The 22420-nt window shown below is 72.6% G+C and carries 24 protein-coding genes; 9 read left to right on the top strand and 15 right to left on the bottom strand.

Going from position 1 to position 22420, the window contains the following annotated elements; translation table 11 throughout:
- Positions 1 to 216 precede the first annotated feature (216 nt).
- Positions 217 to 1257: a DUF4192 domain-containing protein gene (locus ACPXCB_RS13305; protein ID WP_425875259.1), complete on the top strand. Its 1041-nt coding sequence runs from the start codon at positions 217 to 219 to the stop codon at positions 1255 to 1257.
- Between the two features lie 6 nt (positions 1258 to 1263).
- On the opposite strand, the gene ACPXCB_RS13300 is transcribed toward ACPXCB_RS13305, so the two are convergent.
- The gene (locus tag ACPXCB_RS13300; protein WP_425875257.1) at positions 1264 to 2436 is read right to left on the bottom strand and encodes a serine hydrolase domain-containing protein; all 1173 of its coding nucleotides are present in this window, start codon (positions 2434 to 2436) and stop codon (positions 1264 to 1266) included.
- A gap of 86 nt (positions 2437 to 2522) precedes the next feature.
- Positions 2523 to 3377, bottom strand: coding sequence for a helix-turn-helix domain-containing protein (locus ACPXCB_RS13295; protein ID WP_425875256.1), 855 nt, complete (start codon positions 3375 to 3377; stop codon positions 2523 to 2525).
- Between the two features lie 25 nt (positions 3378 to 3402).
- Between ACPXCB_RS13295 and ACPXCB_RS13290 the strand changes: the two genes are divergently transcribed.
- Positions 3403 to 3909, top strand: coding sequence for a VOC family protein (locus ACPXCB_RS13290; protein WP_425875254.1), 507 nt, complete (start codon positions 3403 to 3405; stop codon positions 3907 to 3909).
- Positions 3910 to 3979: 70 nt separating this feature from the next.
- On the opposite strand, the gene ACPXCB_RS13285 is transcribed toward ACPXCB_RS13290, so the two are convergent.
- Both ACPXCB_RS13285 and coaD read right to left on the bottom strand, forming a co-directional pair.
- On the bottom strand, positions 3980 to 5230 hold the full coding sequence (locus tag ACPXCB_RS13285) for an MFS transporter (RefSeq protein WP_425875252.1): 1251 nt from the start codon (positions 5228 to 5230) through the stop codon (positions 3980 to 3982).
- A 168-nt stretch (positions 5231 to 5398) separates the two neighbouring features.
- Positions 5399 to 5821, bottom strand: a complete 423-nt coding sequence (gene coaD / locus ACPXCB_RS13280) for a pantetheine-phosphate adenylyltransferase (protein WP_425875250.1) — start codon at positions 5819 to 5821, stop codon at positions 5399 to 5401.
- A 163-nt stretch (positions 5822 to 5984) separates the two neighbouring features.
- Between coaD and ACPXCB_RS13275 the strand changes: the two genes are divergently transcribed.
- Positions 5985 to 6773 carry a class I SAM-dependent methyltransferase gene (locus ACPXCB_RS13275; protein WP_425875248.1) on the top strand — a complete coding sequence of 263 codons (789 nt, stop codon included), beginning with the start codon at positions 5985 to 5987 and terminating at the stop codon, positions 6771 to 6773.
- A gap of 154 nt (positions 6774 to 6927) precedes the next feature.
- Here ACPXCB_RS13275 and ACPXCB_RS13270 read toward each other — a convergent pair whose 3' ends face one another.
- From ACPXCB_RS13270 to ACPXCB_RS13255, 4 genes are all read right to left on the bottom strand, one after another.
- Entirely contained in the window at positions 6928 to 7539 is a 612-nt protein-coding gene (locus ACPXCB_RS13270; RefSeq protein WP_425875246.1) for an RloB family protein, read from the bottom strand.
- 6 nt (positions 7540 to 7545) lie between these two features.
- Positions 7546 to 8856, bottom strand: a complete 1311-nt coding sequence (locus ACPXCB_RS13265; protein ID WP_425875244.1) for an AAA family ATPase — start codon at positions 8854 to 8856, stop codon at positions 7546 to 7548.
- A gap of 187 nt (positions 8857 to 9043) precedes the next feature.
- Positions 9044 to 9922, bottom strand: coding sequence for an alpha/beta hydrolase (locus tag ACPXCB_RS13260; RefSeq protein WP_425875242.1), 879 nt, complete (start codon positions 9920 to 9922; stop codon positions 9044 to 9046).
- A gap of 397 nt (positions 9923 to 10319) precedes the next feature.
- Complete coding sequence (locus ACPXCB_RS13255) at positions 10320 to 10505, bottom strand: DUF397 domain-containing protein (protein WP_425875479.1); 186 nt, start codon at positions 10503 to 10505, stop codon at positions 10320 to 10322.
- An 87-nt stretch (positions 10506 to 10592) separates the two neighbouring features.
- On the opposite strand from ACPXCB_RS13255, the gene ACPXCB_RS13250 reads away from it, so the two are divergent.
- Positions 10593 to 11288 carry a GAP family protein gene (locus ACPXCB_RS13250; RefSeq protein ID WP_425875240.1) on the top strand — a complete coding sequence of 232 codons (696 nt, stop codon included), beginning with the start codon at positions 10593 to 10595 and terminating at the stop codon, positions 11286 to 11288.
- An 8-nt stretch (positions 11289 to 11296) separates the two neighbouring features.
- On the opposite strand, the gene fdhD is transcribed toward ACPXCB_RS13250, so the two are convergent.
- Entirely contained in the window at positions 11297 to 12151 is an 855-nt protein-coding gene (gene fdhD, locus ACPXCB_RS13245; protein ID WP_425875238.1) for a formate dehydrogenase accessory sulfurtransferase FdhD, read from the bottom strand.
- A 156-nt stretch (positions 12152 to 12307) separates the two neighbouring features.
- On the opposite strand from fdhD, the gene mobA reads away from it, so the two are divergent.
- From mobA to ACPXCB_RS13230, 3 genes are all read left to right on the top strand, one after another.
- Positions 12308 to 12928 (top strand): molybdenum cofactor guanylyltransferase, encoded by a 621-nt coding sequence (gene mobA / locus ACPXCB_RS13240; protein ID WP_425875236.1) that lies wholly within the window; start codon positions 12308 to 12310, stop codon positions 12926 to 12928.
- Complete coding sequence (locus ACPXCB_RS13235; RefSeq protein ID WP_151453989.1) at positions 12925 to 13191, top strand: DUF6457 domain-containing protein; 267 nt, start codon at positions 12925 to 12927, stop codon at positions 13189 to 13191. Before mobA ends, ACPXCB_RS13235 begins: the two co-directional genes overlap by 4 nt.
- 80 nt (positions 13192 to 13271) lie before the next feature.
- The gene (locus ACPXCB_RS13230) at positions 13272 to 14378 is read left to right on the top strand and encodes a T3SS (YopN, CesT) and YbjN peptide-binding chaperone 1 (RefSeq protein WP_425875234.1); all 1107 of its coding nucleotides are present in this window, start codon (positions 13272 to 13274) and stop codon (positions 14376 to 14378) included.
- 79 nt (positions 14379 to 14457) lie between these two features.
- Here the strand turns inward: ACPXCB_RS13230 and ACPXCB_RS13225 are convergent, their stop codons facing one another.
- Positions 14458 to 16341 carry a beta-propeller domain-containing protein gene (locus ACPXCB_RS13225; RefSeq protein ID WP_425875232.1) on the bottom strand — a complete coding sequence of 628 codons (1884 nt, stop codon included), beginning with the start codon at positions 16339 to 16341 and terminating at the stop codon, positions 14458 to 14460.
- Between the two features lie 84 nt (positions 16342 to 16425).
- Positions 16426 to 16884 (bottom strand): Lrp/AsnC family transcriptional regulator, encoded by a 459-nt coding sequence (locus ACPXCB_RS13220; protein ID WP_132240496.1) that lies wholly within the window; start codon positions 16882 to 16884, stop codon positions 16426 to 16428.
- 59 nt (positions 16885 to 16943) lie between these two features.
- Here ACPXCB_RS13220 and ddaH point away from each other — a divergent pair, with 59 nt between their 5' ends.
- Positions 16944 to 17777, top strand: a complete 834-nt coding sequence (gene ddaH, locus ACPXCB_RS13215; RefSeq protein WP_425875229.1) for a dimethylargininase — start codon at positions 16944 to 16946, stop codon at positions 17775 to 17777.
- 49 nt (positions 17778 to 17826) lie between these two features.
- Here the strand turns inward: ddaH and ACPXCB_RS13210 are convergent, their stop codons facing one another.
- Positions 17827 to 19023 (bottom strand): ABC transporter substrate-binding protein, encoded by a 1197-nt coding sequence (locus tag ACPXCB_RS13210; RefSeq protein WP_425875227.1) that lies wholly within the window; start codon positions 19021 to 19023, stop codon positions 17827 to 17829.
- A 79-nt stretch (positions 19024 to 19102) separates the two neighbouring features.
- A complete protein-coding gene (locus tag ACPXCB_RS13205; RefSeq protein ID WP_425875225.1) occupies positions 19103 to 19900 on the bottom strand; it encodes an alpha/beta hydrolase family protein in 798 nt (265 codons plus the stop codon).
- A gap of 82 nt (positions 19901 to 19982) precedes the next feature.
- On the opposite strand from ACPXCB_RS13205, the gene ACPXCB_RS13200 reads away from it, so the two are divergent.
- Positions 19983 to 20591: a bacterial proteasome activator family protein gene (locus tag ACPXCB_RS13200; RefSeq protein ID WP_425875223.1), complete on the top strand. Its 609-nt coding sequence runs from the start codon at positions 19983 to 19985 to the stop codon at positions 20589 to 20591.
- Between the two features lie 33 nt (positions 20592 to 20624).
- Here the strand turns inward: ACPXCB_RS13200 and ACPXCB_RS13195 are convergent, their stop codons facing one another.
- Together ACPXCB_RS13195 and ACPXCB_RS13190 are read right to left on the bottom strand one after the other, a co-directional pair.
- Complete coding sequence (locus tag ACPXCB_RS13195) at positions 20625 to 21437, bottom strand: HAD family hydrolase (RefSeq protein ID WP_425875221.1); 813 nt, start codon at positions 21435 to 21437, stop codon at positions 20625 to 20627.
- The gene (locus tag ACPXCB_RS13190) at positions 21437 to 22258 is read right to left on the bottom strand and encodes an HAD family hydrolase (protein ID WP_425875219.1); all 822 of its coding nucleotides are present in this window, start codon (positions 22256 to 22258) and stop codon (positions 21437 to 21439) included. Before ACPXCB_RS13190 ends, ACPXCB_RS13195 begins: the two co-directional genes overlap by 1 nt.
- Positions 22259 to 22420: the final 162 nt, after the last annotated feature.

Below are 22420 nucleotides of genomic sequence, written 5' to 3'. Positions count from 1 at the left end.
CGCCGTACGGGTGCCGGCCGCACGGTGTCGGCGGCTCAGCCCGCCGGCTGCACCGGCCGCACCTGGTCGGGTGGCACCGTCGTCACCGCACGTGTCGCGTTCCCGCACCGTCGGGAAACGGCGTGAGCTGCGACGATACTCTCCGTGTCTGTGGACAACCCGCGTGTCGTCCACAGGGGCCGGCGGCCGCCTCGCCCCCGCCGCAGGCTGCCAGCCATGACCCCGACCGACCGCCCCCGGCTCGCCGTCCGTTCCCCCGCCGACCTCATCGCCGCCGTGCCCTTCCTGCTCGGCTTCCACCCGACCGACAGCGTCGTCGTGGTGGCGATGCGGGGCCGCCGGATCACCTTCGCCGCCCGCGCGGACCTGCCCGACCTCGCCGATCCGCGCGACCCCGCCGGGCACCTCGCCGGCGTCATCGCCCGGCAGCACGCCGAGACCACCACGGTCCTCGGCTACGGCCCGGCGCCGCTGGTCACCCCCGCGGTCGACGCCGTGCGCGCCGCGCTCACCGCCGCCGGGCTCCCCGTGCTCGACGCGCTGCGCGTCACCGACGGCCGTTACTGGTCGTACCTCTGCACCGAGCCGGCGTGCTGCCCGCCCGACGGCACCCCCTACGACGTCGGCGCCAGCGAGGTCAGCGCGGCGGCCGTCTTCGCCGGCCAGGTCGCCCTGCCCGACCGGGCCGCCCTGGTCGCGCAGGTCGCCCCGGTGACCGGTCAGGCCCGTTCGGCCGTACGCCGGGCCACCGCCCGCGCCGAGCGACGCCTCGCGGACCTGCTCGACCGCGCGCCCGCGACCGACCCGAGCGGCGAGCGGACGCTGCGCTCCGCGGGAGCGGCGGCGGTACGCACCACGCTGCGTCGGCACCGGCGGGGTCAGCGGCTCACCGACGACGAGGTCGCCTGGCTGAGCGTGCTGCTGACCCACGTGCCGGTACGCGACCACGCCTGGGAGCGCACCGACGGGCGGGACGAGGACATCGCGCTCTGGACCGACGTGCTGCGCCGGGCCGAGCCGGAGCTGATCGCCGTGCCGGCCGCGCTGCTGGCGTTCGCGGCCTGGCGGGCGGGGCAGGGCGCGCTGGCGGCCGTGGCCCTGGAACGGGCCCTGGCCGAGCATCCCGGCCACTCGATGGCGCTGCTCCTCGACGACCTGCTGCGCCGGGGCGTGCCGCCGTCCGCGCTGGACGGCTGGCCGGCGGTGGGAACCCCCGGAGTGCTACGCCGCCGGCGCCGCCGACGCGGCCCCCGCTGACCCCCGTCAGAGCATCCCGAGCGCGGCGCCGATGACGGCCTGAGCGGTACGGCTGAGCTCCTCACCCTTGGCGTCTGTCCCGGTGATCGAGTACGCCGTCCGGAACCGGCCGTCGCGGGTGGCCGCCACGCCGGTCAGGTAGCCGAAGCGGGAGCCCGTCTTGATCCACAGGACTTCGCCTCCGGGCAGCGGGAACGCGGTGAGCCCGGCGCTGTACCGGGCCGGACCACCGGCGACGTCGGGGACCCCGGGCAGGGTGAACATCTCGGCCAGCTGGGCCGGCGGTACGACCCGGCCGGCGAAGAGCGCGGCGACGAACGTGTCCAGGTCGGCGAGGCTGGAGATGACGTTGCCGGAGGCCGGGGTGAAGGTCTGGCTCCACGTCGTGGCGTCCACCAGTTCGGTGGCCCCGTCGCGCACGACGGCCTGGTATCCGTGTGCGTGCGGACCGAGGATGCGCGGGTCGTCGCCGGGGGCGTACGTGTCCCGCAGGTGGAGCGGGCGGGCGATCCGCCGGTCCAGCTCCCGCGCGTACGGGTGGCCGGTGACCTTCTCCACCAGCAGGCCGGCGACGATGTAGCCCATGTTGGTGTAGTGCTGCTTCGTCCCGGGCTCGAACTCCCGGGGGTTACGCAGGCCGAGTCGCACGATCTGCTCCGGGGTCCACCGGTCGTACCGGTGGGCGAGCTGCCACTCGATGCCGTCCGGCATGGTCGGGCTGGGGATGCCGTTGGTGTGGTCGAGCAACTGGCGGACGGTGACGGTCGGGTAGTCGGCGGGCAGCAGCCCGGGCAGGTGCCGCTGCACCGGGTCGGCCAGGTCGATGCGGCCCTCGGCGACCAGTTGCAGCACCAGTGCGGCGGTGAAGACCTTGGTGACGCTGCCGATCCGGAAGCGTGCGTGCGGCGGCACGGGGGCCTGACCGCGCAGGTCCCGGACGCCGGTGGCGCCGGTCCAGCAGCCGTCCGGGGTGGCGATCCGGACCTGGGCACTGGTGGCGTCGGAGTTGGGTAATCCGGCGATCGCCTGCCGGAGTGGGCCGGGGTCGAGGGTGCCGGGGCGGCAGTCGGCGGCGGAGCGGGCCGGGGGTGCGGCGGCGACCGCGCCGGGGGCCACGACGGTCAGCACGGTGGCGAGCGCCGTCGCCACGAGGGCGGTCCGGCTGTTCAGGATTGTCATGACATCGAGCCTTGTCTCCCGGTGCCGGCCGGGCATCGGGGAGATTCCCCTGGCGCACCCGGATCGGACGACCGGGGAGAACCCGGTCATCCGTCCTGTCGCACCCCGCCGTCCTCGCTCGCGACCCGCTGCCGGTAGCTGCTCAGGGAGAGGCCGAGGACCGACCGGAACTCGTTGGCGAGGTGGGCGTGATCGCTGTAGCCGAGGTCGGCGGCGACAGCGGCCAGGGTCGTGTCCGGGTCGGTACGCAGGCGTTCGGCCGCCTCCTGTAGCCGACGCCGACGGATCATCGTCGACGGCGGCAGCCCGACGTACCGTCCTGCGAGCCGCTGCAACGAGCGGACGGACAGGCGCACGCGTACGGCGGCATCCTCGACCGTCCGGATCGCCGGATCCGTGTCGATGGCCTCGGCCATCGCGTTGGCCAGCAGCGCCTCGTCGTTCGGCGGTGGGGTCGCCTCGCTGAGCCACCCCGCGAAGGCGTCGACGGCCCGGCGGTGCCGGCTCTGCCGGTCGCCCGGCCCGGTCATCTCGCGGTGCACCCGCTCATGCAGGTCGGGCAGGTCCACGGCCTCGTAGCGGTCCCGCAGGGCTGCCGGGTCCGCGACGAGATGGGGTACGGCCGCCGGCCGCAGCAGGGCGCCGACGGCCCAGCCCGTTCCGGTGAGGTCACGGTGCGAACTGCCGGTCGTCGGCCCGGAGATGCCGACCGCGTCCGGTTCGACGACGAGGTTGCAGGCGGGGAAGGCGATCAGCTGCTGCCGGGAGGACCGCCCCGGCTGGATCTGCCACTCCGGGATCCAGAACCACCGCACCAGCTGGCGCACCGCGTCCGGCGGCGGGAGCCGGTCGAACGTGGGCAGCCGCGCCGGGTAGAGGACACCCCGTGGGCTCGCCGCACCCGGGGCGGGCACCTGGCGCGAATCTTCAAGCCGGCCCACGCCCGCCGTTCCTACGATCGGTCACATGACTGCAACGATCCGAGCCGCCGACGGTGAGCACACCACGAACGGTACGCCGCACGGCGCCACCAGCCTGACCCCCTTCCTGGCGATCCCCGACGCACGCGGCGCCATCGACTTCTACCGGGAGATCTTCGGTGCGCGGGTGGTCGACGTGACCGAGATGGGCGGAGTCGTGGCCCACGCCGTCCTCGACTTCGGACACGGGCTGCTGCAACTCGGCGAGCCGATGCCCGACTACGGGCTCGTCGCGGCCCCCGAGGGGGACCAGGACTGCTACTCGATGGGCCTCTACTGCCCCGACGTGGACGCCGTCGTCGCCCGGGCCGAGGCGGCCGGCGCCGTCGTCCGTGAGGCGCCGTCCACGTTCGTGTCCGGCGACCGGTTCGCCAGCATCCGGGACCCCTTCGGCGTACGGTGGTCGGTCATGACCCGGGTGGAGGACCTCTCCGAGAAGGAGAGCGCGCGCCGGGTCGCCGAATGGGCCGAGCAGCAGAACCAGGCGAGCTGACACGGGGGCACGGCATTCAGGCTGCGGCGGCAGAACCGGTGCTGTGCGTGGCGGCTCGGCCACCACGAAGTCAGTCCGCCATCACCGGTTCCGCTGCCTCCGGCTCCGCCGCCGGCGTGGGCCGGGTGGGTAGCAGCACGGCGGCGAGCACCGCGCTGGCTGCCAACACGCCGATCACGAGCCAGACCGTGGTGGTGAGGGGCAGTTGTTGTCCGGCGACACTGCCCGCCGACGCGCCGACGACGGTTGCGGCCATCTCGGCGGCCGTGAAGGCGGATCCGACCCGACCGAGTTGGCGGTCCGGGGTCTGACGTTGGACCTGGACCTGGACCAGCATCAGCAGCGCGCCACCGGGCAGACCGGCCAGGGCGATGAAGACCAATGCGGCGACGAAGTGGTGGATGAGGAAGAGCCCGGCGAAGCAGAGGGTGATCACCGCCAGGCAACCGGTGAACGACAGCCGGAGAAGCCCGCTGCGGGACAGCACGTTGCCGACGTATGCGCTGGCCAGGAAGCCGCCGCCGAGTGCCGCCATCAGGATGCCCACGTCGCCGGCGTCGCCGCCGAGGACATCGATGACATACGGCACCAGAAGCACGTTCAGAGCGGCGTTGGCCAACAGGAAGAGGCTGGAGACGAGGAGCGTCGCGCGGAGGACGGAGTGCCTGAACAGGAAGGCCAGGCCCTCCTGGACCTGCCCCCAGAAGGCGGCCAGCCAGGAGGACGTTTGCGGCTGGCGCCCATTGTCGGCCACCCGCAGCGGGCCCATCCCGAAGATCAGCACGGCGGAGAGCAGATACGTCGCGGAGTCGATCAGCACCAGACCGTCGAAACCCACGAGGGCGTAGAGCGCGCCGCCCAGGGGTGCGCCGGCGAGGCGGACGAGGCCGCTCGCAACCGTGTTCCAGGCGTTCGCCGCTTCCAGGTCACCGCCCCGACCGACGACTGCGGGCACCGCCGCCCGGGCCGCCGGCTGGAAGAAGTGCCCGATCGCGCTCTCGAAGAACATCGCCGTGTAGAGCAGCCACAGCATGCCCGGATCGTCGACCACGAGCAGTGCCAGCACGATGACCATGCGCAGCAGGTCCGCTCCGACCATGACCGCTCGCCGGTCCCACCGGTCGGCCAGCACCCCGGCCAGGGGCGCGAAGGCGATCGCGGGCAGGGTCTGCGCGACGAAGGCGAGACCACTGCTGAACGTCGACCCGGTCATCGTGTAGACGTAGACCGGCACCGCGACGATCATCAGCCAGTTGCCCAAGTTGGACAGCAGCGTGCTGGTCCAGAGCAGGCCGAAACGCCGGTTCCTGATGACGATCACCGTTCTCCTTGCTCCTCGGTGCCCCGGCCGCTGGTGCCCCACGTCAGTGGCGACGTCGGACGACGCGGCGTCTGGCATGCCAGACGGCAGTGCGGTACGAGTCAGATCGTGGCGGTGGCAGAAGCCGCTCGCGTGATGCCCGGCCGTCCGCGGCTGCGTGGACGGAGGTCACTTCCTGAGCGTGCGCACCGCGGTCGAGGACACCGCGGCCAGTTCGGGCTGCGCAGGCAGGAACACCGTGGGAACACCGAGCGACTCGTTCATCGCGGCGAGCCGGTACTCGCTCTGCAGGTCGCTGGTGTTCCGCAAGCCTCGGACGATCACTCCTGCTTCGTGGCGACGGCAGTAGGCGGAGGTCAACCCGCTCCAGGCCGCAACGCTCACGGAGGTCCACCCGACCGGCAGAACGGCCCGGACAGCGGCCGCTCGATCCTCTTCGTCGGTGCCCGGATTCTTGAGGCTGTTGACCGCGACGAGCACGACCACTTCGTCGAAGAGGCGGCGCGCCCGGTCCACCACATCCAGATGCCCGGGAGTGAAGGGATCGAAGCTGCCGGGGTAGACCGCCCGCACGCCTCTGCCGGTGCTCATGGCCCGACTGTAGGTATCGGCTGTCGGATCCGCTGGCCCCTCGCTGTGGGCAATACGTCACAGCCACCGGGACTCGCTGTGCCCCGCGCAAGCAGCGGCACCCTGGCCATGCCCTGAGCAGAATCGCTCGCTTTCCGATCTGCGGCGCGGGCAGGCTGTCGGGATGAAAGCGAGCTTCAGCGGTGAGGTGGCGACGTACTACGCGAGGCACCGGCGTGGTTACCCGCCCGAGGTGCTCGACGCCCTCGTCGAAGCGTTCGGCCTCGGCGCCGAGGACACGGTGGTCGACCTCGGCTGCGGCACCGGCCAGTTGAGCCTCCCGCTCGCCGCCCGGGTCGGGACCGTCATCGGCGTGGACCCGGAGCCGGACATGCTGGTTCTGGCCCGCCAGGCCGCCGTCGACGCCGCGACGGTCAACGCCATGTGGATGCTCGGCACTGACAACGACCTGCCCGCACTCGGTCGGCTACTCGGCGAACGGACGATCGGCGCGCTGACCGCCGCCGTCGCCATCCACTTCATGGACCGCGACGCGCTGTTCAGGGCCGCCCGGCCGCTGCTGCGTCCCGGCGGTGGCGTCGCCGTCGTCACCAACGGAGCGCCGCTGTGGCTCCAGGACGCCGACTGGTCCAGGGCACTGCGCGATTGCCTGGAACGGCTGCTCGGGCACCCCGTCACAGCTGCCTGCCAAACCGACGACGCCGGCCGCCTACGCAACCAGGACGCCCTCGTTCGCGCCGGCTACCGGTACGCGGAGTCGTCGGTGCGGTACGACGCACCGCTCACCGTCGATGACATGGTTGGCGGCGTCTTCTCCGCCCTGTCGGCCGACCAGCTGCCTTCCACGCAGGGACGAGCCACGTTTGCCGCAGAGGTGCGCGACGCCCTCGGCGGACGCGACGAGGTCACCGAGCGGGTCCGCGTCTGGCTCCAGTTCGGTACGCCCGACTGAGAGCCGCACCTCGCCCAGCCAGGCCTTCCATCTCCAGGGCCCGCCGGCATCGGAGCGCGCCCCGGATGGTCAGGCCCGCTCGGCCAGGTCGGCGACGAACGCGCGCCACGCCGCCGGCGCGAAAGCGAGCGCCGTCGGTTCGCCGGCGCTCTGCCTACCGCTGTTCGAGTGCACGCAGGAAGCGATGCATCCCCGAGGACGGATTGTCGTCAGGGAAGGCGGTGCCGTTGCGCGAGTGGGACTGCTCGAGACGTTCGGCTCGACGAGCGGCCTGCTTCCGTAGCGGCATGTAGACGTTGCTGTCGATGCTCTTCCCAGCCCGCCCGTCGAGCTTGCGACTCATGCTTTCCGCCTCGGCGGTGCTGACGAACCTCGTGAACTCGCGATGGTGCAGGATGAGCCAGAGTTCGAAGCACGGGTTCGAGATGACCAGACCGATGCCTTTGGCCTGTGCAAGCTGCCTGGCGTCGAACAGGTTCGGATGGTTCTTCGGCCACTCCGTGTCGAAGATGCACCAGCACTCGTCCACCTCCGGGTCGGCCAGTCGGTCGGCTGCCATCCGTACCAGAGTGAGGGGCACCCCTTGCTCAGGGTGGAGTTCCAGGTTCAGAGCGGTGTTGTCCGTTATCTCGGGCAACCTCTTCAAACCGTTGATGTAGTCGGGCTCGGAGTTCTTGCCTTCGCAGAACACGACGACCGTACGTAGTTCTCGGCGACTGGCGATCGTGCGCTTGAGGGACTTCGTCTCGCGGCGGCGTTGTCTCATCGTCGGTCAGCCGATCAGCCCGAGCGCTCGTAGGAACTCTGCCTGGTCGACCTGGGGAAGGGCGCCGAACCGTCCATGGAGGTAGGCGTTCTCCAGGTTCTGTGACCTGCGTACCCGCTCGCCGGCGAACTCGGCGAGCGCGCCGAGCCGGGTGGACCCGTCGAGCCGTTTCTCGGTGAGCCAGACCTCGTCCCGGTTGAGATGATTGAGCAGGCTGGTGTCGTGGGAGGTGAAGACGAGCTGCGCTCCGTACGGATTCGTGACCGGGCTCCGGAAGACTCGAAGCAGCTCTGCGGACAGGGTCGGGTGCAGACTGGCGTCCAACTCGTCGAAGACGACGATCGACCCGGACTGCAGTGCCATCAGCACGGGGCCGATCAGCCCGAACCACGTCCTCGTTCCCTCTGACTCCGCCGAGAAGTCAAGCGGAGCGGAGTTGTCGCCGGACCGGTGGACAAGACGTAGTCGACGTTGGGTCCGGGTCTCTCCGGAGCCGGAGTAGACGACTTCCTGTTCGTCGATGACGACATCTTCGATGCCCAGGTCAGCAAGGCGTAGCAGCGCCAGCGCCTGTTCGCGCCTGCTCAGGGTGGGCCATCTTCCCACCTCGTTGACGGAGGAAAGGGAGGGCTGGTCGTTGTCCTGTCCATCGAACCAGTGGGTCGTGTCCGCCCTGCCGAAGAAGCGCTGCATCGATCGCCAAGTGGGGAAGATCCCTCCAGGAAGGGTTCGTCGCGACACTTGGCCGAGCACTTGAATGCGCAGCAGAGCATTGGCGAACCCCGACACAAGAGGTTCCTCGAAACGTCGTGCGACAGAAAGTGCCAGCGTCCGCTCGGTGAGGAGCTCCCGGGTGCCAGACAATGCTCCGAGGCCGCGCTGAAGCTTCAACTCGGAGCCCTCACGCTCGAAGATCCTGCGGCGTTTCCTCTCCGGATAGTGGAAGAGGCCCTCATACAGGACCTGAGTGGCGTCGATCTCCAAGACGTACTCGAAGCGCACGCCGTCGACCGTCATCTCGATGACGAATTCGCTGGACTTCGCCGGCCCGCTCCCGAAGGCGAAGGGCTCCAGCGGAATCTCGTCCTCCCAGAAGCGGACCGAGTCTTCCACCGCGTCGCGCAGCCAGGCGAGGGCGCCGACGACGTTCGACTTGCCGGATGCGTTAGGTCCGTAGACGGCAGCCAGCGTCAGGAGGCTCTCGCCGAGACGGGGCTGCTCCCGAGCTGCTTCGCGATCGCGGTCCACAGCCACCATCGAAAGCTCGACACCCTCGGTGATCGACCGGTAGTTGCTGGCCTCGAACCTGATCAGCACGGGATCACGCTACCCCACCGCGAAGCGTCGACACCGTCGACGCTTCGTCGATTCTTTACGAAATCCAGCCGTAAGCTGCAGCAAGGGCGAGGACACGTGGGTCATACCGCCGCGCCAGCCTGCCGCTTGGCAGCAGCGACGGGCGCAGAGAGCTGCCGGTGGACCAGCGACACCCGTGTTGGCTCGGCTATGTGGTCGGGCAGGAGACCTGCCGGTTCAGCCAGGCGAGCAGGATCTGTGCGTACTGCGGGCTGATGCCGGCCAGGTTCTCGGCCTCGTGCAGGGTGGGTGCGTGGTCGCAGCCGGCCAGCCGGGCGATGGTCAGCTCTGCCGCAACGGCCGCCCGGCGCCACACCGTCAGGCTCTCCTCGATCGGGATCCAGGCGTCGGTGTCGCCGTAGCAGAGCAGCACCGGGCAGGTCAGCGCCGCGAATACCGGTTCCGGATCGAAGTCCATGTCGGCCCAGGCATCGGGCTCCGGCACCTCGCGCGGCAGGAACGCCAGCGGGAACCAGGGCCGCTCGACGGCGGCGTCCAACTCCGCCTGGGCGACCGCCCGGGACAGCCCGCCGCGAAGGTACGCCTCTGCGACGCCACGCAGCCGGTCCAGTTCGGCGAGGTCGGCGTCGCCGTACCCGTGGCGGCGAAGTTGCTCGGCGGTGCCGTACCGCATCTGCCGGGCGGGGCTGACCCCGCTGCACCCGACGAGCACGAGGAGGTCGACCGGGTGGCGGCTGGCGGTCAGCGCCGCCGCCCAGGCCCCCTGGCTGAATCCCCACAGCCCGACCGGGACGTCACCGACCTGCCGGCGCAGCACGTCCAGGGCCGCCGCCGCGTCGTCGGCCTGGGCGTTCATCGGCACGTCGCGTCCGTCGATCCGGGGGCGCCGGTCGTAGCGCAGCACCGCGATGCCGGCAGGCGGCAGCAGCCGGGCCAAATGCTCATAGAGGAAGTACGACCGGTTGTCGGCGTGGGAGCCGTGCAGCACGGCGAGGGCGCCCCGGGCGGGCCCGGCCGGCAGGTTCAGGGTGGCGGGGAGTTGCTGCTCGCCGACGCTCAGCTCCATGCCGGGCAGTCAAGCACCGACCGGCCGTCTCCGTCTCCCCCGGTGGAGGAACTGGCGGCGCGCCGATGCGGTCCACCGCCAGGATCGGGCGGCCCTTGCGGCTCGCGTGGGACTGTCGAGCTGATGTCGCAGACGATTCACCGCCATCTGGTGTCGCAGCGAACCAGGCACCGCGTGATGTCACAGACGACTCAGCTCGACAGCGTCGCGCGACCTGTTCGCCCGCGGGCAGACTCCGCCACCGCCGCACAAGGCGCGAATCACCCGGTCGAGGCTGCGTGACGAGTCACCGGCTCGACTGCTGGCGGTCACGAGCCGTCTCCCGCGCGGCGCTCGGGTTTGGCTGGGTGTCCGCGATCCTGCTCGCCCGCGCCGGGCCCGACGTGCGCTTCGGACGTCAGGCCCGCTCGGCCAGTTCGGCGACGAACGCGCGCCACGCCGCCGGTGCGAAGGTGAGCGCCGGGCCGGCCGGGTCCTTCGAGTCGCGGACGCCGACGACGCCGGGAAGACACCGCCACCGGAAGCACCGCGATCGGGAGCACCGCCACGGCGGGCACCGGCAGGCTGGTCTCCGTCGAAAGATGTAGTGGACGTTCGTTCCGTAGGGCGAGTCGACAGGATCGACGCCGGCACAGAATGGTTCCGTGCCCCAACCCACCGCAAGCACCGCATGAGCGTCGGACTGCTGCTGTCGCTCGCCGGCCTGGCCCTGGTCGACAGCACGAGCATCGGCACGCTCTTCATCCCCGTCTGGCTGCTGCTCGCTCCCGGTCAGGTCAACGCCCGCCGGATCCTCGTCTACCTCGGCACGATCGTCGTCTTCTACTTCGGCGTCGGGCTGCTGCTCGCCCTCGGCGGCAGCCGGCTGGCCGACGCCCTCGGCGGGGCGATGGACAACCGGCCGGTGCTCTGGGCGCAGCTCGTCCTCGGGGTCGGGCTGTTCCTGCTCAGCTTTCGCTACGACAGCAAGCGGCGTCCGCGCAGCGGCGGGGTGCTGCGCTGGCGGGACCGGGCCACCGCCGGCGACTCCTCGGCGCGGTGGCTGGTGGGGCTGGCGCTGCTCGCCGCGCTCGCGGAGGTGGCGACGATGCTGCCGTACCTCGGCGCGGTCGGCCTGCTGACCACCTCGGGTCTCGGCGCGGCCGAGATGGTGGGGCTGCTCGCCGGCTACTGCCTGGTCATGGTCCTGCCGGCGGTGCTGCTGCTGGCGGCCCGGATGGCGCTGCCGAGGCTGGTCGAGCCGGTGCTGGCCCGGCTCAACGCCTGGATCATGCGAACCTCGGGCAGCATGCTCGGCTGGATCCTCGGCATCGCCGGCTTCCTGGTGGCCCGCGACGCCGCGTTCCGGCTCGGGCTGTTCGGCTAGCGGGCGGATCAGGTGGTGATCCGGTCGGGGCGGGCGTAGACGTTCATCGTGGAGCCGCGCAGGAAGCCGACCAGGGTCAGCCCGGCCTCCTCGGCCAGCTCCACCGCCAGGGTGCTCGGCGCGGAGACCGCCGCAAGCAGCGGCACCCCCGCCATCCACGCCTTCTGGGTCAGCTCGAAGCTCGCCCGCCCGGAGACCAGCAGGACGTGCCCGGCGAGCGGCAGCCGCCGTTCACGGACCGCCCAGCCGACCACCTTGTCGACGGCGTTGTGCCGGCCCACGTCCTCGCGCAGCACCACCAGGTCGCCGTCGGCGGTGAACAGGCCCGCCGCGTGCAGGCCGCCCGTGCGGTCGAAGCCGCGCTGCGCCGCGCGCAGCCGGTCCGGCAGCGCGGTCAGGACCGCCGCCGGCACGGTCAGCGGGTCGTCGCCCACCGAGAAGACCGATCGGGTACGCACGGCGTCGATGCTCGCCTTGCCGCACACCCCGCAGGAGCTGGTGGTGAAGAAGTTCCGGGCCGGATCGACGGCGGGTTCGGGCACGCCGGGCGCCAGCACCACGTCCACCACGTTGTACGTGTTGGGTGTCTCCGCGCCGGCGCAGAGCTGCGCGGTGCGCACGTCGTCGGTGGAGCGGATCAGCCCCTCGGTCAGCAGGAAGCCGATCGCCAGGTCGAGGTCGTCACCCGGCGTACGCATGGTCACCGCGAGCGGCCGTCGCCGGCCGGGGCCGGCCGCGCCGACCCGGATCTCCAGCGGTTCCTCCACGGCGAGGCTGTCCTGCCGGCGTACCGAGGCGCGGCCCGTGTCCGCCGCGTCGAGGTCGATGCGGAGCACACCGCGCCGGTCAGTCGCCCGTCCCATCCCGCCATCCTGCACCCCGCGTCCGGGACGCCGCGCGGCGACGGCCGTCCGTCGACCCGCTGCGTGGCGTCGAACGCCGGTGTTCGACTCCGAGCAGGCGGCCTCGACCCGCCGCCACACCGCCCGGCCGAGGCGTCGCGCGGCTACCGTGACCGGATGGACGCGTACGCGGCGGTGGTGCTGGCGGGTGGGGCCGCGCGTCGGATGGGGGGCGTCGACAAACCCGCCCGGACGGTCGGCGGTCTGTCCATGCGGGACCGGGTGCTCGCCGCGGTCGCCGACGCCGCGCCGCGCATCCTGGTCGGCCCGGCCGGTCCGGTGCCCGCCGGGGTGCGGCTGACCCGGGAGGAACCGCCGGGCGGCGGCCCCGTCGCCGCCGCAGCAGCCGGGCTGGCCCTGCTCGACCCCGGTACGCCGGTGGTCGCCCTGCTCGCCGCCGACCTGCCCCTGCTCACCCGCGCGGCGGTCGGGGAGTTGCTCGACCACCTCGACGCCGGTCACGACGGCGCCTGCCACGTCGACGGCGACGGGCGGCGGCAGACCCTCTGCGGCGTGTGGCGGGTGGCTCCGCTGCGCGCCGCCCTGGACCGCCTCGCCGCCGAGCGCGCCGCCGGGCAGCCCGACGGGTCCGCCGCGCCGCTGGCGGGGGCACCGATGAGGGCGCTGCTCGCCGGGCTGCGGGTACGCGAGGTGCCGTGGGTCGGTGCCGGCCCGCCGCCCTGGTTCGACTGCGACACTGACGAGGACGTACGCCGGGCGGAGGAGTGGGCGCGATGACGGTCATGGACGACTGGGTGACGGCGGCCTGTGCCGAGCTGGACCTGGACCCCGCCCAGGTGCCGGTGCCGGCCGTGCTCGACCTGGCCAAGGACGTGGCGCACCAGGTGCTGCGGCCGGGCGCGCCCGTCACCGCGTACCTGCTGGGGCTGGCGGTCGGGCGGGGCGCGGACCCGGCCGGCGCCGCGGCCCGGCTCAGCGCGCTGGCCGCCGACTGGCCGGTCGGGCTCGGCGCCGAACGCCCGGGTGGGACACCCGCCTGACCTCCGCTGTCCGATCACGGTCGGGCTGATTCGTCTCCCCCGTTGCGTGGGTAGGGTGACCGTGACGGACGGAGGCGATCATGACGGCAGACCACCCCTCGGCGCCGGGCGGCGACTCGCCCGGCACCCTGCCGGCGCACCACGAGCCGATCCTGCTCGACGAGCCCAGCACGGCCGACCTGCGGGCCAAGGTCACTCAGGCGTGGCACGAGTTCGCCCGGGCACTCGCCGAGCGGTTGGCTGCGCTGCCCACGGGGACGCACGTGGAGCTGACGCTCGACCCGACCGCCTCCGGCACCGGCGACGCGGTCTACTCGGTCAGCATCGACGTCGGTGAGGAGGGCCGGCTGGCCGCCCGCGCGGTCGGCAACGCCACCCTGCCGGAGGGCTACCGGCTGGACCGGGCCGCCGTGGCGGACATGATCGCGCTCGGCTGGTCGCCGCCCGGCGTGGTGCCGGGCTCCGGCGAGCACTTCGGGCTGGACAGCGGCACCGCCGAGGCCACCCGGCTGGCCGCCCTGCTCACCCGGACGCTGCGCGACGTCTACGGCGCCCCGCACCCCGCCTTCCTCGTCTACCTCATCCACGACGCCAAGGGCGAAGCGCTGCCGGCGGAGCCGCTGGGCACCGCGCGCAGCGAGTTCGGCCCCGACCGCAACGTGGAGGCCGACCTGGACGAGGCGCTCGCGGCGGCCGCCGCCGCCCAGGCGCCCGAGCACGACACGGCGGCGCTCGCCGAGCAGGTCCGCACCGTCGTCTCGACCATGCTCAAGTCGGAGCCGGACCGGTTGCAGGTCGACTCCGACGGCGACATCAACATCCGCGCCGGTTCGGCGATGGTCTTCGTCCGGGTCCGCGACAACCCGCCGCTGGTGGACGTCTTCTCGCCGGTGCTGACCGAGGTCGAGCCGACCGAGCGGCTCTACGTGAAGCTCTCCGAGCTGACCAACCGGATGCCGATCGGCCGGCTCTACTGCGCCGACGACACCGTGTGGGCGTCCATCCCCGTCTTCGGCCGCAACTTCCAGGCCACCCACCTCATGCTCGCGGTCCAGGTGATGACCGGGCTCGCGGACGAGCTGGACGACCGCCTGCACGGCGAGTTCGGCGGGAAGCGGTTCTTCGGCGAGGGCGACAAGCCCGTCAAGCGGGACCAGGAGGAACACCGCACCGGCATGTACCTCTGATCCACGCCCCACCCGTGGTGGTGGCGGGTGGAGCCCGGAAACCCCGAGAAACCGGGCCCCACCCGCCGGGGAGGGAGGATCAGGTCACAGGGAGCCAGTCGAGGCTCCGGGCGGTGGTCGGATCGGTGGCCCGCAGGCCGGCGGCGGAGACGGTCCAGAGCACGTCCCCGACCAGCAGCGACCGCAGGACCGGGCTCGCCGGGCCGGCGTGGGAGACCGTGCCGACCTCGCCGATGTCGGTCCCGGACACCCGCAGCAGGCGTACGTCGTCGCCGACCGGCAGCGCCACCAGGCCCGTCTCCGGGTGGTGCAGGAACGCGTGCGTGTCGTGCTCCAGCGCGGAGTACGCCTTCGGCACGTGCCACTGGTCGAGCCGGCTCGGCCGGGCCGGGTCGCGTACGTCGAACAGCGAGACCTGGAGCCCCTGCGCCCGCCCCCGCCGGTCGGCCTCCTGGCCCACCCCGAGCAGCCGGCCCTCCGGCAACGGGTGCAGGTACGCCGAGTATCCGGTGATCTTCAGCTCCCCGGTGACCCGGGGCGCGGTCGGGTCGGTCAGGTCGACCGCGTAGAGCGGATCGGTGAGCCGGAACGTGATCACGTACGCGGAGCCGCCGAGGAAGCGCACAGAGTAGATCCGCTCGCCGGGGCCGAGGCCGGTGACCGCGCCCGTCCGGACCAGCGTCTCCCCGTCGGGACGCAGCACGTGGACGGCGGACTCCGAGTCCGGCCGGGTGCCCCAGGCGTCGCCCGTGGTGGTGGCCACCCGCAGGTGCCCCTGCCACTCCGAGAGGGCGTACTGGTTGACGAGCGTGCCGGGCACCGAACCGGAGGCCACGTAGCGGGGGCGACCGGGCGCGCCGGTGTCGAACCGGTGGATCTCGGTGACCTGCGGGTCCGGCCGCCGGACGTCCCCACGGAACGAGCCGGGCCGGGGCGGCACCGGCCGTTCCCCGGCGAGGTAGAGACTGCTCCCGGTGCCGTAGACGGTGGTGGCGTCGGCGGCGACGCTGACCGGGTCGCCGTCGCCGAGGCGGTCGCCGGCGAGGTCGAAGCTGAGTACGGTCAGCATCGACGTGCCGGACCAGGCGGGCGGCCGGCTCAACCGGTCGCAGCCGACCCGGCCGGTGTGCCGTTCCGCCCCGGCCGTCCACTCGTACGCCGGCAGCCACGCCTCCACCCCGGCGGCGGCGATCACCGCGCGGTTGGCGGCGGTCCGCGTCGCGTCGGTGCCCCGTTCGGCGTACGGGAAGACCAGTTGGGGGCGGCTGCGGACCACGACCCGCGCGGTGGTCCCCGTCTGCCGGGCGTCGACGAGGCTGCCGTCCATCCGGTAGGTGCCGAGCACCCGCGGCGTGCCCGCGAGGTCGACCAGGATCAGGCGCGGCGCGGTGCGGGCCCGCGCGGCGCGGGTCGTCGACTGGAGTTCCGCGCCGATCTGGGTCAGCACCAGCGCCCGGTCGCCGTGCAACAGCAGGGTCGCCTGCTCACCTCGCGCCAACTCCGGCAGCGTCCGTGTGAGGTCGAGGCGGCCGGTCTCCCGGCGGGCGGCCGGGTCCACGACCCGCAGCACGCCCCGGGTGACGGTCACGATCCGCCGCCCGTCGGTCTTGACCAGGTCGGGTTCGTCCGCGCCGGCCTCGTGCACGTTGGTCGTGGAGTGCTCCTGGGCGGGCTGGGCGGACTGGGCTGACGCCCGGGACCCGGACGCGTCCTTGGCCACGTCGCCGAAGGCGGCCCCGGTGCGCCAGCCGTTGCCGAAGCCCCACGGGCCGACGGACGCCTCGGCGGCGGCGCGGAGCCCGCCCAGCGCCTGGGCGCAGGAGTCGTAGGAGACCAGTACGGGCGCGGCCGTCGGCTGCCTCGGGCCCGGTGGGTCTGGCGGCGCCGCCGGGATCGCGCTGCCGCCGAGCAGGGTGAGCGCGGCCAGCGTGCCGACCGCGAAGATGTGGGCTCCCCGTGTCATGGCCGGTTCGACGCGCCCGGCCGGCGGGTGGTTCCGGCCCTCCGCCGACCTTCCGCGCCGCGTTTCCCGCCGCGCCCGCCCGGGTCAGCGGGGCGAGGGGCCGACGCCGGGGGAGTCCACGAGCCGGGAGAGCACGATGGTGCTCCGGGTCGAGGTCACGAAGGACTCGGCCCGCAGCCGTTCCAGCGCCGCCTCCAGGTGCCCGATGTCGGCGGCCCGCAGGTGTACGAGGGCGTCGGCCTCGCCCGAGACGGTGTACGCGCCGACCACCTCGGGGTGCCGGCGGGTGGCGACCCCGATCTGGGCCGGGGTGGTCCGACCGGCGCAGAACAGCTCGACGAACGCCTCGGTGGTCCAGCCGACGGCGGCGGGGTCGACGACGGCGGTGAAGCCCCGGATCACGCCGGCCGCCCGCAGCCGGTCCACCCGCCGTTTGACCGCCGGAGCGGAGAGCGACACCCGCTGACCGATGTCGGCGTACGAGGCGCGGGCGTCCGCGACGAGCAACGCAATGATCCGCTGGTCCACGTCATCTATCTGCAACGTTCCGCCTCTGGGAAGCAACGGTTGTGGCTGTTACCAAAGTTCGAGGGTACCTACCCTTGGTCATCGTGAACCAGCAGCGAGTCGCGCGAAAGCGGACATATCTCATGTGCTCGCCCGAGCACTTCGCGGTCGAGTACGCGATCAATCCGTGGATGGACGTGACCACCCCGGTCGACTCGGAGCTTGCGGTCAAGCAGTGGGACCGGCTGCGGGAGAGCCTGGTCGGTCTCGGCCACGAGGTGCACCTGCTGACCCCCGAGCAGGGCCTGCCCGACATGGTCTACGCGGCCAACGGGGCGTTCGTGGTCGACGGCACGGTCTACGGCGCGCAGTTCAAGCACGAGCAGCGGGCCGCCGAGGCCGCCGCGCACCGGGCGTTCTACGAGTCGCACGGCTGGCGGTTCATCGCGCCGATCGAGACCAACGAGGGCGAGGGAGACTTCGCGTACCTGCCGGAGGCGCACGGTGGGCTGATCCTCGCCGGGCACGGCTTCCGCACCGAGCTGCCGGCGCACGCCGAGGCGCAGGAGGCGCTCGGCCGGCCCGTGGTGTCGCTGCGCCTGGTCGACCCGCGCTTCTACCACCTGGACGTCGCGCTCGCCTCGATCGACGACGAGAACGTCGTCTACTACCCGGGTGCCTTCTCCGCCGCCAGCCAGCGGGTGCTCACGCAGCTCTTCCCCGACGCGGTGGTCGCCGACGCCGAGGACGCCCTGGCCTTCGGCCTCAACCTGGTCAGCGACGGGCTCAACGTCGTGCTGAACAGCGAGGCGACCCGTCTGGCCGGGAAGCTGAAGGCAGCCGGCTACCACTCCGTCCCGGTCGAGCTGGCCGAGCTGAAGAAGGGCGGCGGCAGCGTGAAGTGCTGCATCGCCGAACTCCGCCACTGACCCGCCGCCCCGCCGCCACGGGACCCGTGGGGTGGGGCGGGCTGGTGGTTCAGCCGAGGGTGGCCAGCTCGGTCACCAGGACGTTGGACAGCACCTGGCCGTCGAGCTGGACCTCGCGCAGGTACCACCTCTGCTGCGGCGTACGGGGCTGGTTGAACTGCCACACCCCGCGCGGGCTGTCGATCTGGCCGATCTTGCCGAGGGCCAGGTTGACCTGCTGCGGGGTGGGTGACCCGCCGGCGATCCGGATCGCCTGGTCGAGCACCTGCGCGGCGTCGTACGAGGCCATCGCGTAGGTGGTCGGCGAGGTGCCGTGCTTCTTGCGGTACGCCGAGGCGAACCGGCGGTTGGCCGTGTTGTTCAGGTCGGACGAGTAGTTGAGCGCCGTCTGGATGCCCAGCGCGTCCTCGGCCTTGACGCTGCTCAGCACGGTGCCCTCGGTGAGGAAGCCGGGGGCGTAGACCTTGCCGGTGAACCCCTCGATGCGCAACTGCTTGATGAACTCGACGGCGGCCGGCCCGGCGAAGAAGCAGAACACCGCCGTCGGGTTCCGGCCCAGCGCCTTGCGGATGTCGGCCCGGTACGCGGACTTCGACGGGTTGGTGAAGACCTCCGTCGAGACCACCGCGTCCTTGATCCGGGGGTCGGACTCGCCGAACTCCTGCCGGAAGCCCCGCACCACGTCCTGGCTGCCGACGCTGTCCGGCGCGATGATCGCCAGCCGCGCCGACGATTCCAGCTGTTCGCGCAGGTAGCGGCCCAGCGCCCGGCCGGCCTCGTCGAGCACGTACGACGTCCGCCAGATGTAGACGACGCTCTGAAGGCTGGACGGCGAGGCGTTGGACCCGATGAGGGGCACCCGGGCCTGTTCGACGGTGTCCCGGATGCCGGACATGACGTTCGCGTCGACCACGCCAGTGAGGGCGAGCACGCCCTGCTTCAGCAGCCCCTCGACGGCGGCCTTGCCGGTCTTGACGCTCTCGCCCTCGTCGGCGGTGAGCAGGGTGGTGGGGTGCCCGCCCAGCAGCTTGTCGTTGAGCTCGAGGAAGAGCTGGAAGCCGTTGGTGATCTCGTCGCCGATCGCCTTGAGGCCGCCACTGGTCGGCGCCACGAGGCCGATCTTGATCGGGCTTCCCGTACCCGCCGCCTCGCCGTCGGCGTCGTCGGTGCCGCACCCGGCGACCAGTCCGGCCGTACCGAGAGCGGCCAGCAGTTGGAGGGCCCGCCTGCGGTTCATCTGCGACACCGAGTTCCTTCCGGGGAGCGTTGCAGGGCGGATCACGCCCCCTCGGCGTTCTACCCGGTCAGCGACGCTGCGTCAATGCTTAGCGATCTTTCCGCAGCGATCGGAAAGCAGCCGTGATCTGTGGCCACGCGGCGGACTCCGGATCGATGAGCCCGAAATGCTCGCATTCCGGCAGCTCAACGAGGTGAACGTCGCCGCCCGCCGCCCGGCCTGCGGCGACGAACTCCCGACTCATCCCGACCGGAACCTGCTCATCCAGCGAGCCATGCGCGACTACCGTACGTGTCGGGATGGGCACCAATGAACGTGGATCCGCTTCGGCGTACCGCTCGGGGTGGTCCGCCGGGCCGCCGCCCAGCAGCGCGGCCACCGCCCCCTCGTCCAGATCCAGCCGGTACGCCTCCGCGAGGTTCGACACCGGGGCCAGCGCCAGTACGCCGCCGACGGCGTCCGGGGCGGTCGCGGCCACGTACAACGCCAGGTGTCCCCCCGCCGAGTGGCCCACCAGCAGCGGCGGCCCGGCGGCGACCCGGCCGGGCAGCGCCTCGGCCGCGAGCCGGGGCAGCTCCGTCACGCCGGCCAGCACGTCGGTCAGCGTCGCGGGCCAGCCGCCACCCGGCTGCCCCGTCCGGCGGTACTCCACCTGCGCCACCGGGTGGCCCAGCCCGGTCAGCGCGGCGGCCAGTGGGTCGGTGTGCCGCCGGTCGTACTCGGCCCGCCAGAAGCCGCCGTGCACCACGATCACCAGCCGCCGGGGCGGGCCCGACCCGGCCGGTACGCGCAGGTCGGCGAGCTGGTCCGGGTGGTCGCCGTAGGAGACGGTGACGTCGGGAGCCGGAGCGGGCCGGCTGAGCACGTCGCGGGGGTCGGCGGGCATGGCGCGACCGTAGCGCGGATCACGCGCGGATCCGCCGTCGGGATCGGTCCCCGGGCGCATGGGCGCTCGCGGCTGGGTAAAGATGGGTCCCATGACCGAAGCGCACTCCGCTGGACAGAACGACGAGCCGGGCCAGGATGGCACCGGTCACTCCGGAACGGTGGTGGTGGTCGGCCCGGACGGGCGGCCCGTCGGCACCGTGCAGACCGACGAGGTACACGGCGAGGACCCGACCCGACTGGTCGAGCAGCCGGCCAAGGTCATGCGGATCGGCAGCATGATCAAGCAGCTGCTCGAGGAGGTCAAGGCCGCCCCGCTCGACGACGCCAGCCGGCACCGGATGCGGGAGATCCACCAGCGGTCGATCGTCGAGCTGAAGGAGGGGCTCGCCCCCGAGCTGCGCGAGGAGCTGGAACGCATCTCGCTGCCCTTCACCGAGGAGAAGGCGCCCAGCGAGGGCGAGCTGCGCATCGCGCACGCCCAGCTCGTCGGCTGGCTGGAGGGCCTGTTCCACGGCATCCAGGCGGCCCTGGTCGCACAGCAGATGGCCGCCCGGGTGCAGCTGGAGCAGATGCGCTCCGGCCGGCAGGCGCTGCCCAGCGGCCCCGGCGCCGGCATGCTGCCGGGCATGCCGGGGATGGGCCAGCCGCCGCAGGGCGGCGAGGGACACAGCACCGGCCAGTACCTCTGACCGCGCGGCCGGCCGGGGACGCCGGCCGGCCGCTCACCCCACCCCGAAGACCTTCTCCAGGTACGCCGCCACGCCGTCCGCCGAGTTCGCCGCCGTGACCTCGTCGGCGATCTCCAGGACGGCGCGGTGCGCGTTCGCCACCGCCACTCCCCGCCCGGCCCAGGTTAGCATCGGCACGTCGTTCGGCATGTCGCCGAAGGCGAGCACGTCCCGGGCGTCGATGCCGAGCCGCGCGCAGTACCACGCCAGCCCGGCCGCCTTGGTCACGCCGGCGGCGGAGATCTCCACCAGCCCCGAGTACGACGAGTGGGTCGCCTCGGCCAGCCCGTCGAGGGCCGCGGCCACCAGCGCGACGAACGCGTCCGGATCCTGCTCGGCGGACCGGGCCAACAGCTTCACCGCCGGTGCCGCCAGCAGCTCCTCGGGAGTCTCGACCGCCCGGATCGCCTCGTGGTCGGCGTCCCAGCGCAGCGGGTAGTGCGCCTCGTGCCGCATCTGCCGGCTGTCGACGATCTCCACCGCGAAGCTGATCTCCGGCACCTCGGCGCGCAGCCGCCGGGCGACCTCGGCGAGCAGCTCCGGGGCGAGCGGGTCGGCCCGCACCACCTCGTCCGCGACCGGGTCGTAGACCACCGCGCCGTTGGCGCAGATCGCCGGCAGCGGCTCGGCGAGCTGCTCGTACACCATCTTCAGCCACCGGATGGGACGGCCGGTGACCAGCACGACCGGCGTGCCCCGCGCGGACAGCCGGGCCAGCACCTCGGCGGTGTGCGGGCTGAGCGTGCGGTCGTCCCGGAGCAGGGTGCCGTCGATGTCGGTGGCGATCAGCCGTGGTGCCTCTCCCATCAGCGGGACAGTAGCCGATCGAGGTACACCGCCACCCCGTCGTCGTCGTTGCGCAGGGTCACCTCGTCCGCGGCGGCGCGGACCACCGGGTGGGCGTTGGAGACCGCGACCCGGGCCCAGCCGGCCCACTCGAACATCGGCAGGTCGTTGGGCATGTCGCCGAAGACCAGGACATCGGCCGGGTCGACGCCGAGACGCTGCGCCACCACGGTCAGCCCGGTGGACTTGTCGACCCCCGGCGGGCAGATCTCGACGAAGCCCAGCCCCGCCTGGGTGAGCGTGGCGACCTCCGGCGGGACGATCCGCCGGGCGACCGCGAGCAGTTCGTCGACGTGGTGGTCGGCGGTCCGGACGAACGCCTTGATCACGTCGCAGGAGAGGCACTCGGCGCGGCTGCGCGCCTCGAACTCGTGCTGGTAGGGCCAGCTCGGGTGGTAGTCGCCCCAGAGCGGGGCGCCGTGCTCGTCCGACGCCTCGACCATCACGGTCAGCGGCCCGACGGCCGCCTCCAGGTCGGCCAGCAGCGCGGTCAGCACCTCGGCGGAGAGGCGCTCGTCGCGCAGCACCACCGGCCCGGCCGGGTCGCTCTGGTCGACGACCCGGCCACCGCCGGCCATCACCAGGAAGTCGGCGGCCCGGATGTCGTTGCGGGTCATTCCGGCCAGCCGCGGCCCGCGACCGGTAGCGCCGACCACCGGGATACCGGCGGCCCGCACCCGGTCGAGCACCGCGTGGGTGTACGCCGAGACGGTGTCGTCGCTGCGGACGAGCGTCCCGTCGAGATCCGTGGCGATCAGCTTGGGCAGGCCCGGGCGGGTCATCGTTCCTCCTTCGCCCGCCGCCGTCGCAGCCAGCCGTCTCGATCCTCGGTGCCTCGACCCTGAGTGACGGCGGGCAGCAAACGTACCTCGCGGAACGGGCCCCCACCATGGCGTTGCGGCGAATGCCGTGCCAACGGTCGCCGGCCCGCCGGTGTCCCCGTC

The sequence above is a fragment of the Micromonospora sp. DT62 genome, from assembly GCF_049847285.1.
In the GTDB taxonomy this organism is placed as follows: Bacteria; Actinomycetota; Actinomycetes; order Mycobacteriales; family Micromonosporaceae; genus Micromonospora; species Micromonospora reichwaldensis.
The sequence above is the reverse complement of the archived record's forward strand: the minus strand, read 5'-3'. Positions and strand labels throughout refer to the sequence as shown.

Coding starts and splice junctions, on each gene's coding strand:
- ACPXCB_RS13305 (WP_425875259.1), top strand. CDS start 217: ATGACCCCGACCGACCGCCCCCGGCTCGCCGTCCGTTCCCCCGCCGAC.
- ACPXCB_RS13300 (WP_425875257.1), bottom strand. CDS start 2,436: ATGACAATCCTGAACAGCCGGACCGCCCTCGTGGCGACGGCGCTCGCC.
- ACPXCB_RS13290 (WP_425875254.1), top strand. CDS start 3,403: ATGACTGCAACGATCCGAGCCGCCGACGGTGAGCACACCACGAACGGT.
- coaD (WP_425875250.1), bottom strand. CDS start 5,821: ATGAGCACCGGCAGAGGCGTGCGGGCGGTCTACCCCGGCAGCTTCGAT.
- ACPXCB_RS13275 (WP_425875248.1), top strand. CDS start 5,985: ATGAAAGCGAGCTTCAGCGGTGAGGTGGCGACGTACTACGCGAGGCAC.
- ACPXCB_RS13270 (WP_425875246.1), bottom strand. CDS start 7,539: ATGAGACAACGCCGCCGCGAGACGAAGTCCCTCAAGCGCACGATCGCC.
- ACPXCB_RS13260 (WP_425875242.1), bottom strand. CDS start 9,922: ATGGAGCTGAGCGTCGGCGAGCAGCAACTCCCCGCCACCCTGAACCTG.
- ACPXCB_RS13250 (WP_425875240.1), top strand. CDS start 10,593: ATGAGCGTCGGACTGCTGCTGTCGCTCGCCGGCCTGGCCCTGGTCGAC.
- fdhD (WP_425875238.1), bottom strand. CDS start 12,151: ATGGGACGGGCGACTGACCGGCGCGGTGTGCTCCGCATCGACCTCGAC.
- mobA (WP_425875236.1), top strand. CDS start 12,308: ATGGACGCGTACGCGGCGGTGGTGCTGGCGGGTGGGGCCGCGCGTCGG.
- ACPXCB_RS13235 (WP_151453989.1), top strand. CDS start 12,925: ATGACGGTCATGGACGACTGGGTGACGGCGGCCTGTGCCGAGCTGGAC.
- ACPXCB_RS13230 (WP_425875234.1), top strand. CDS start 13,272: ATGACGGCAGACCACCCCTCGGCGCCGGGCGGCGACTCGCCCGGCACC.
- ACPXCB_RS13225 (WP_425875232.1), bottom strand. CDS start 16,341: ATGACACGGGGAGCCCACATCTTCGCGGTCGGCACGCTGGCCGCGCTC.
- ACPXCB_RS13205 (WP_425875225.1), bottom strand. CDS start 19,900: ATGCCCGCCGACCCCCGCGACGTGCTCAGCCGGCCCGCTCCGGCTCCC.
- ACPXCB_RS13200 (WP_425875223.1), top strand. CDS start 19,983: ATGGGTCCCATGACCGAAGCGCACTCCGCTGGACAGAACGACGAGCCG.
- ACPXCB_RS13195 (WP_425875221.1), bottom strand. CDS start 21,437: ATGGGAGAGGCACCACGGCTGATCGCCACCGACATCGACGGCACCCTG.
- ACPXCB_RS13190 (WP_425875219.1), bottom strand. CDS start 22,258: ATGACCCGCCCGGGCCTGCCCAAGCTGATCGCCACGGATCTCGACGGG.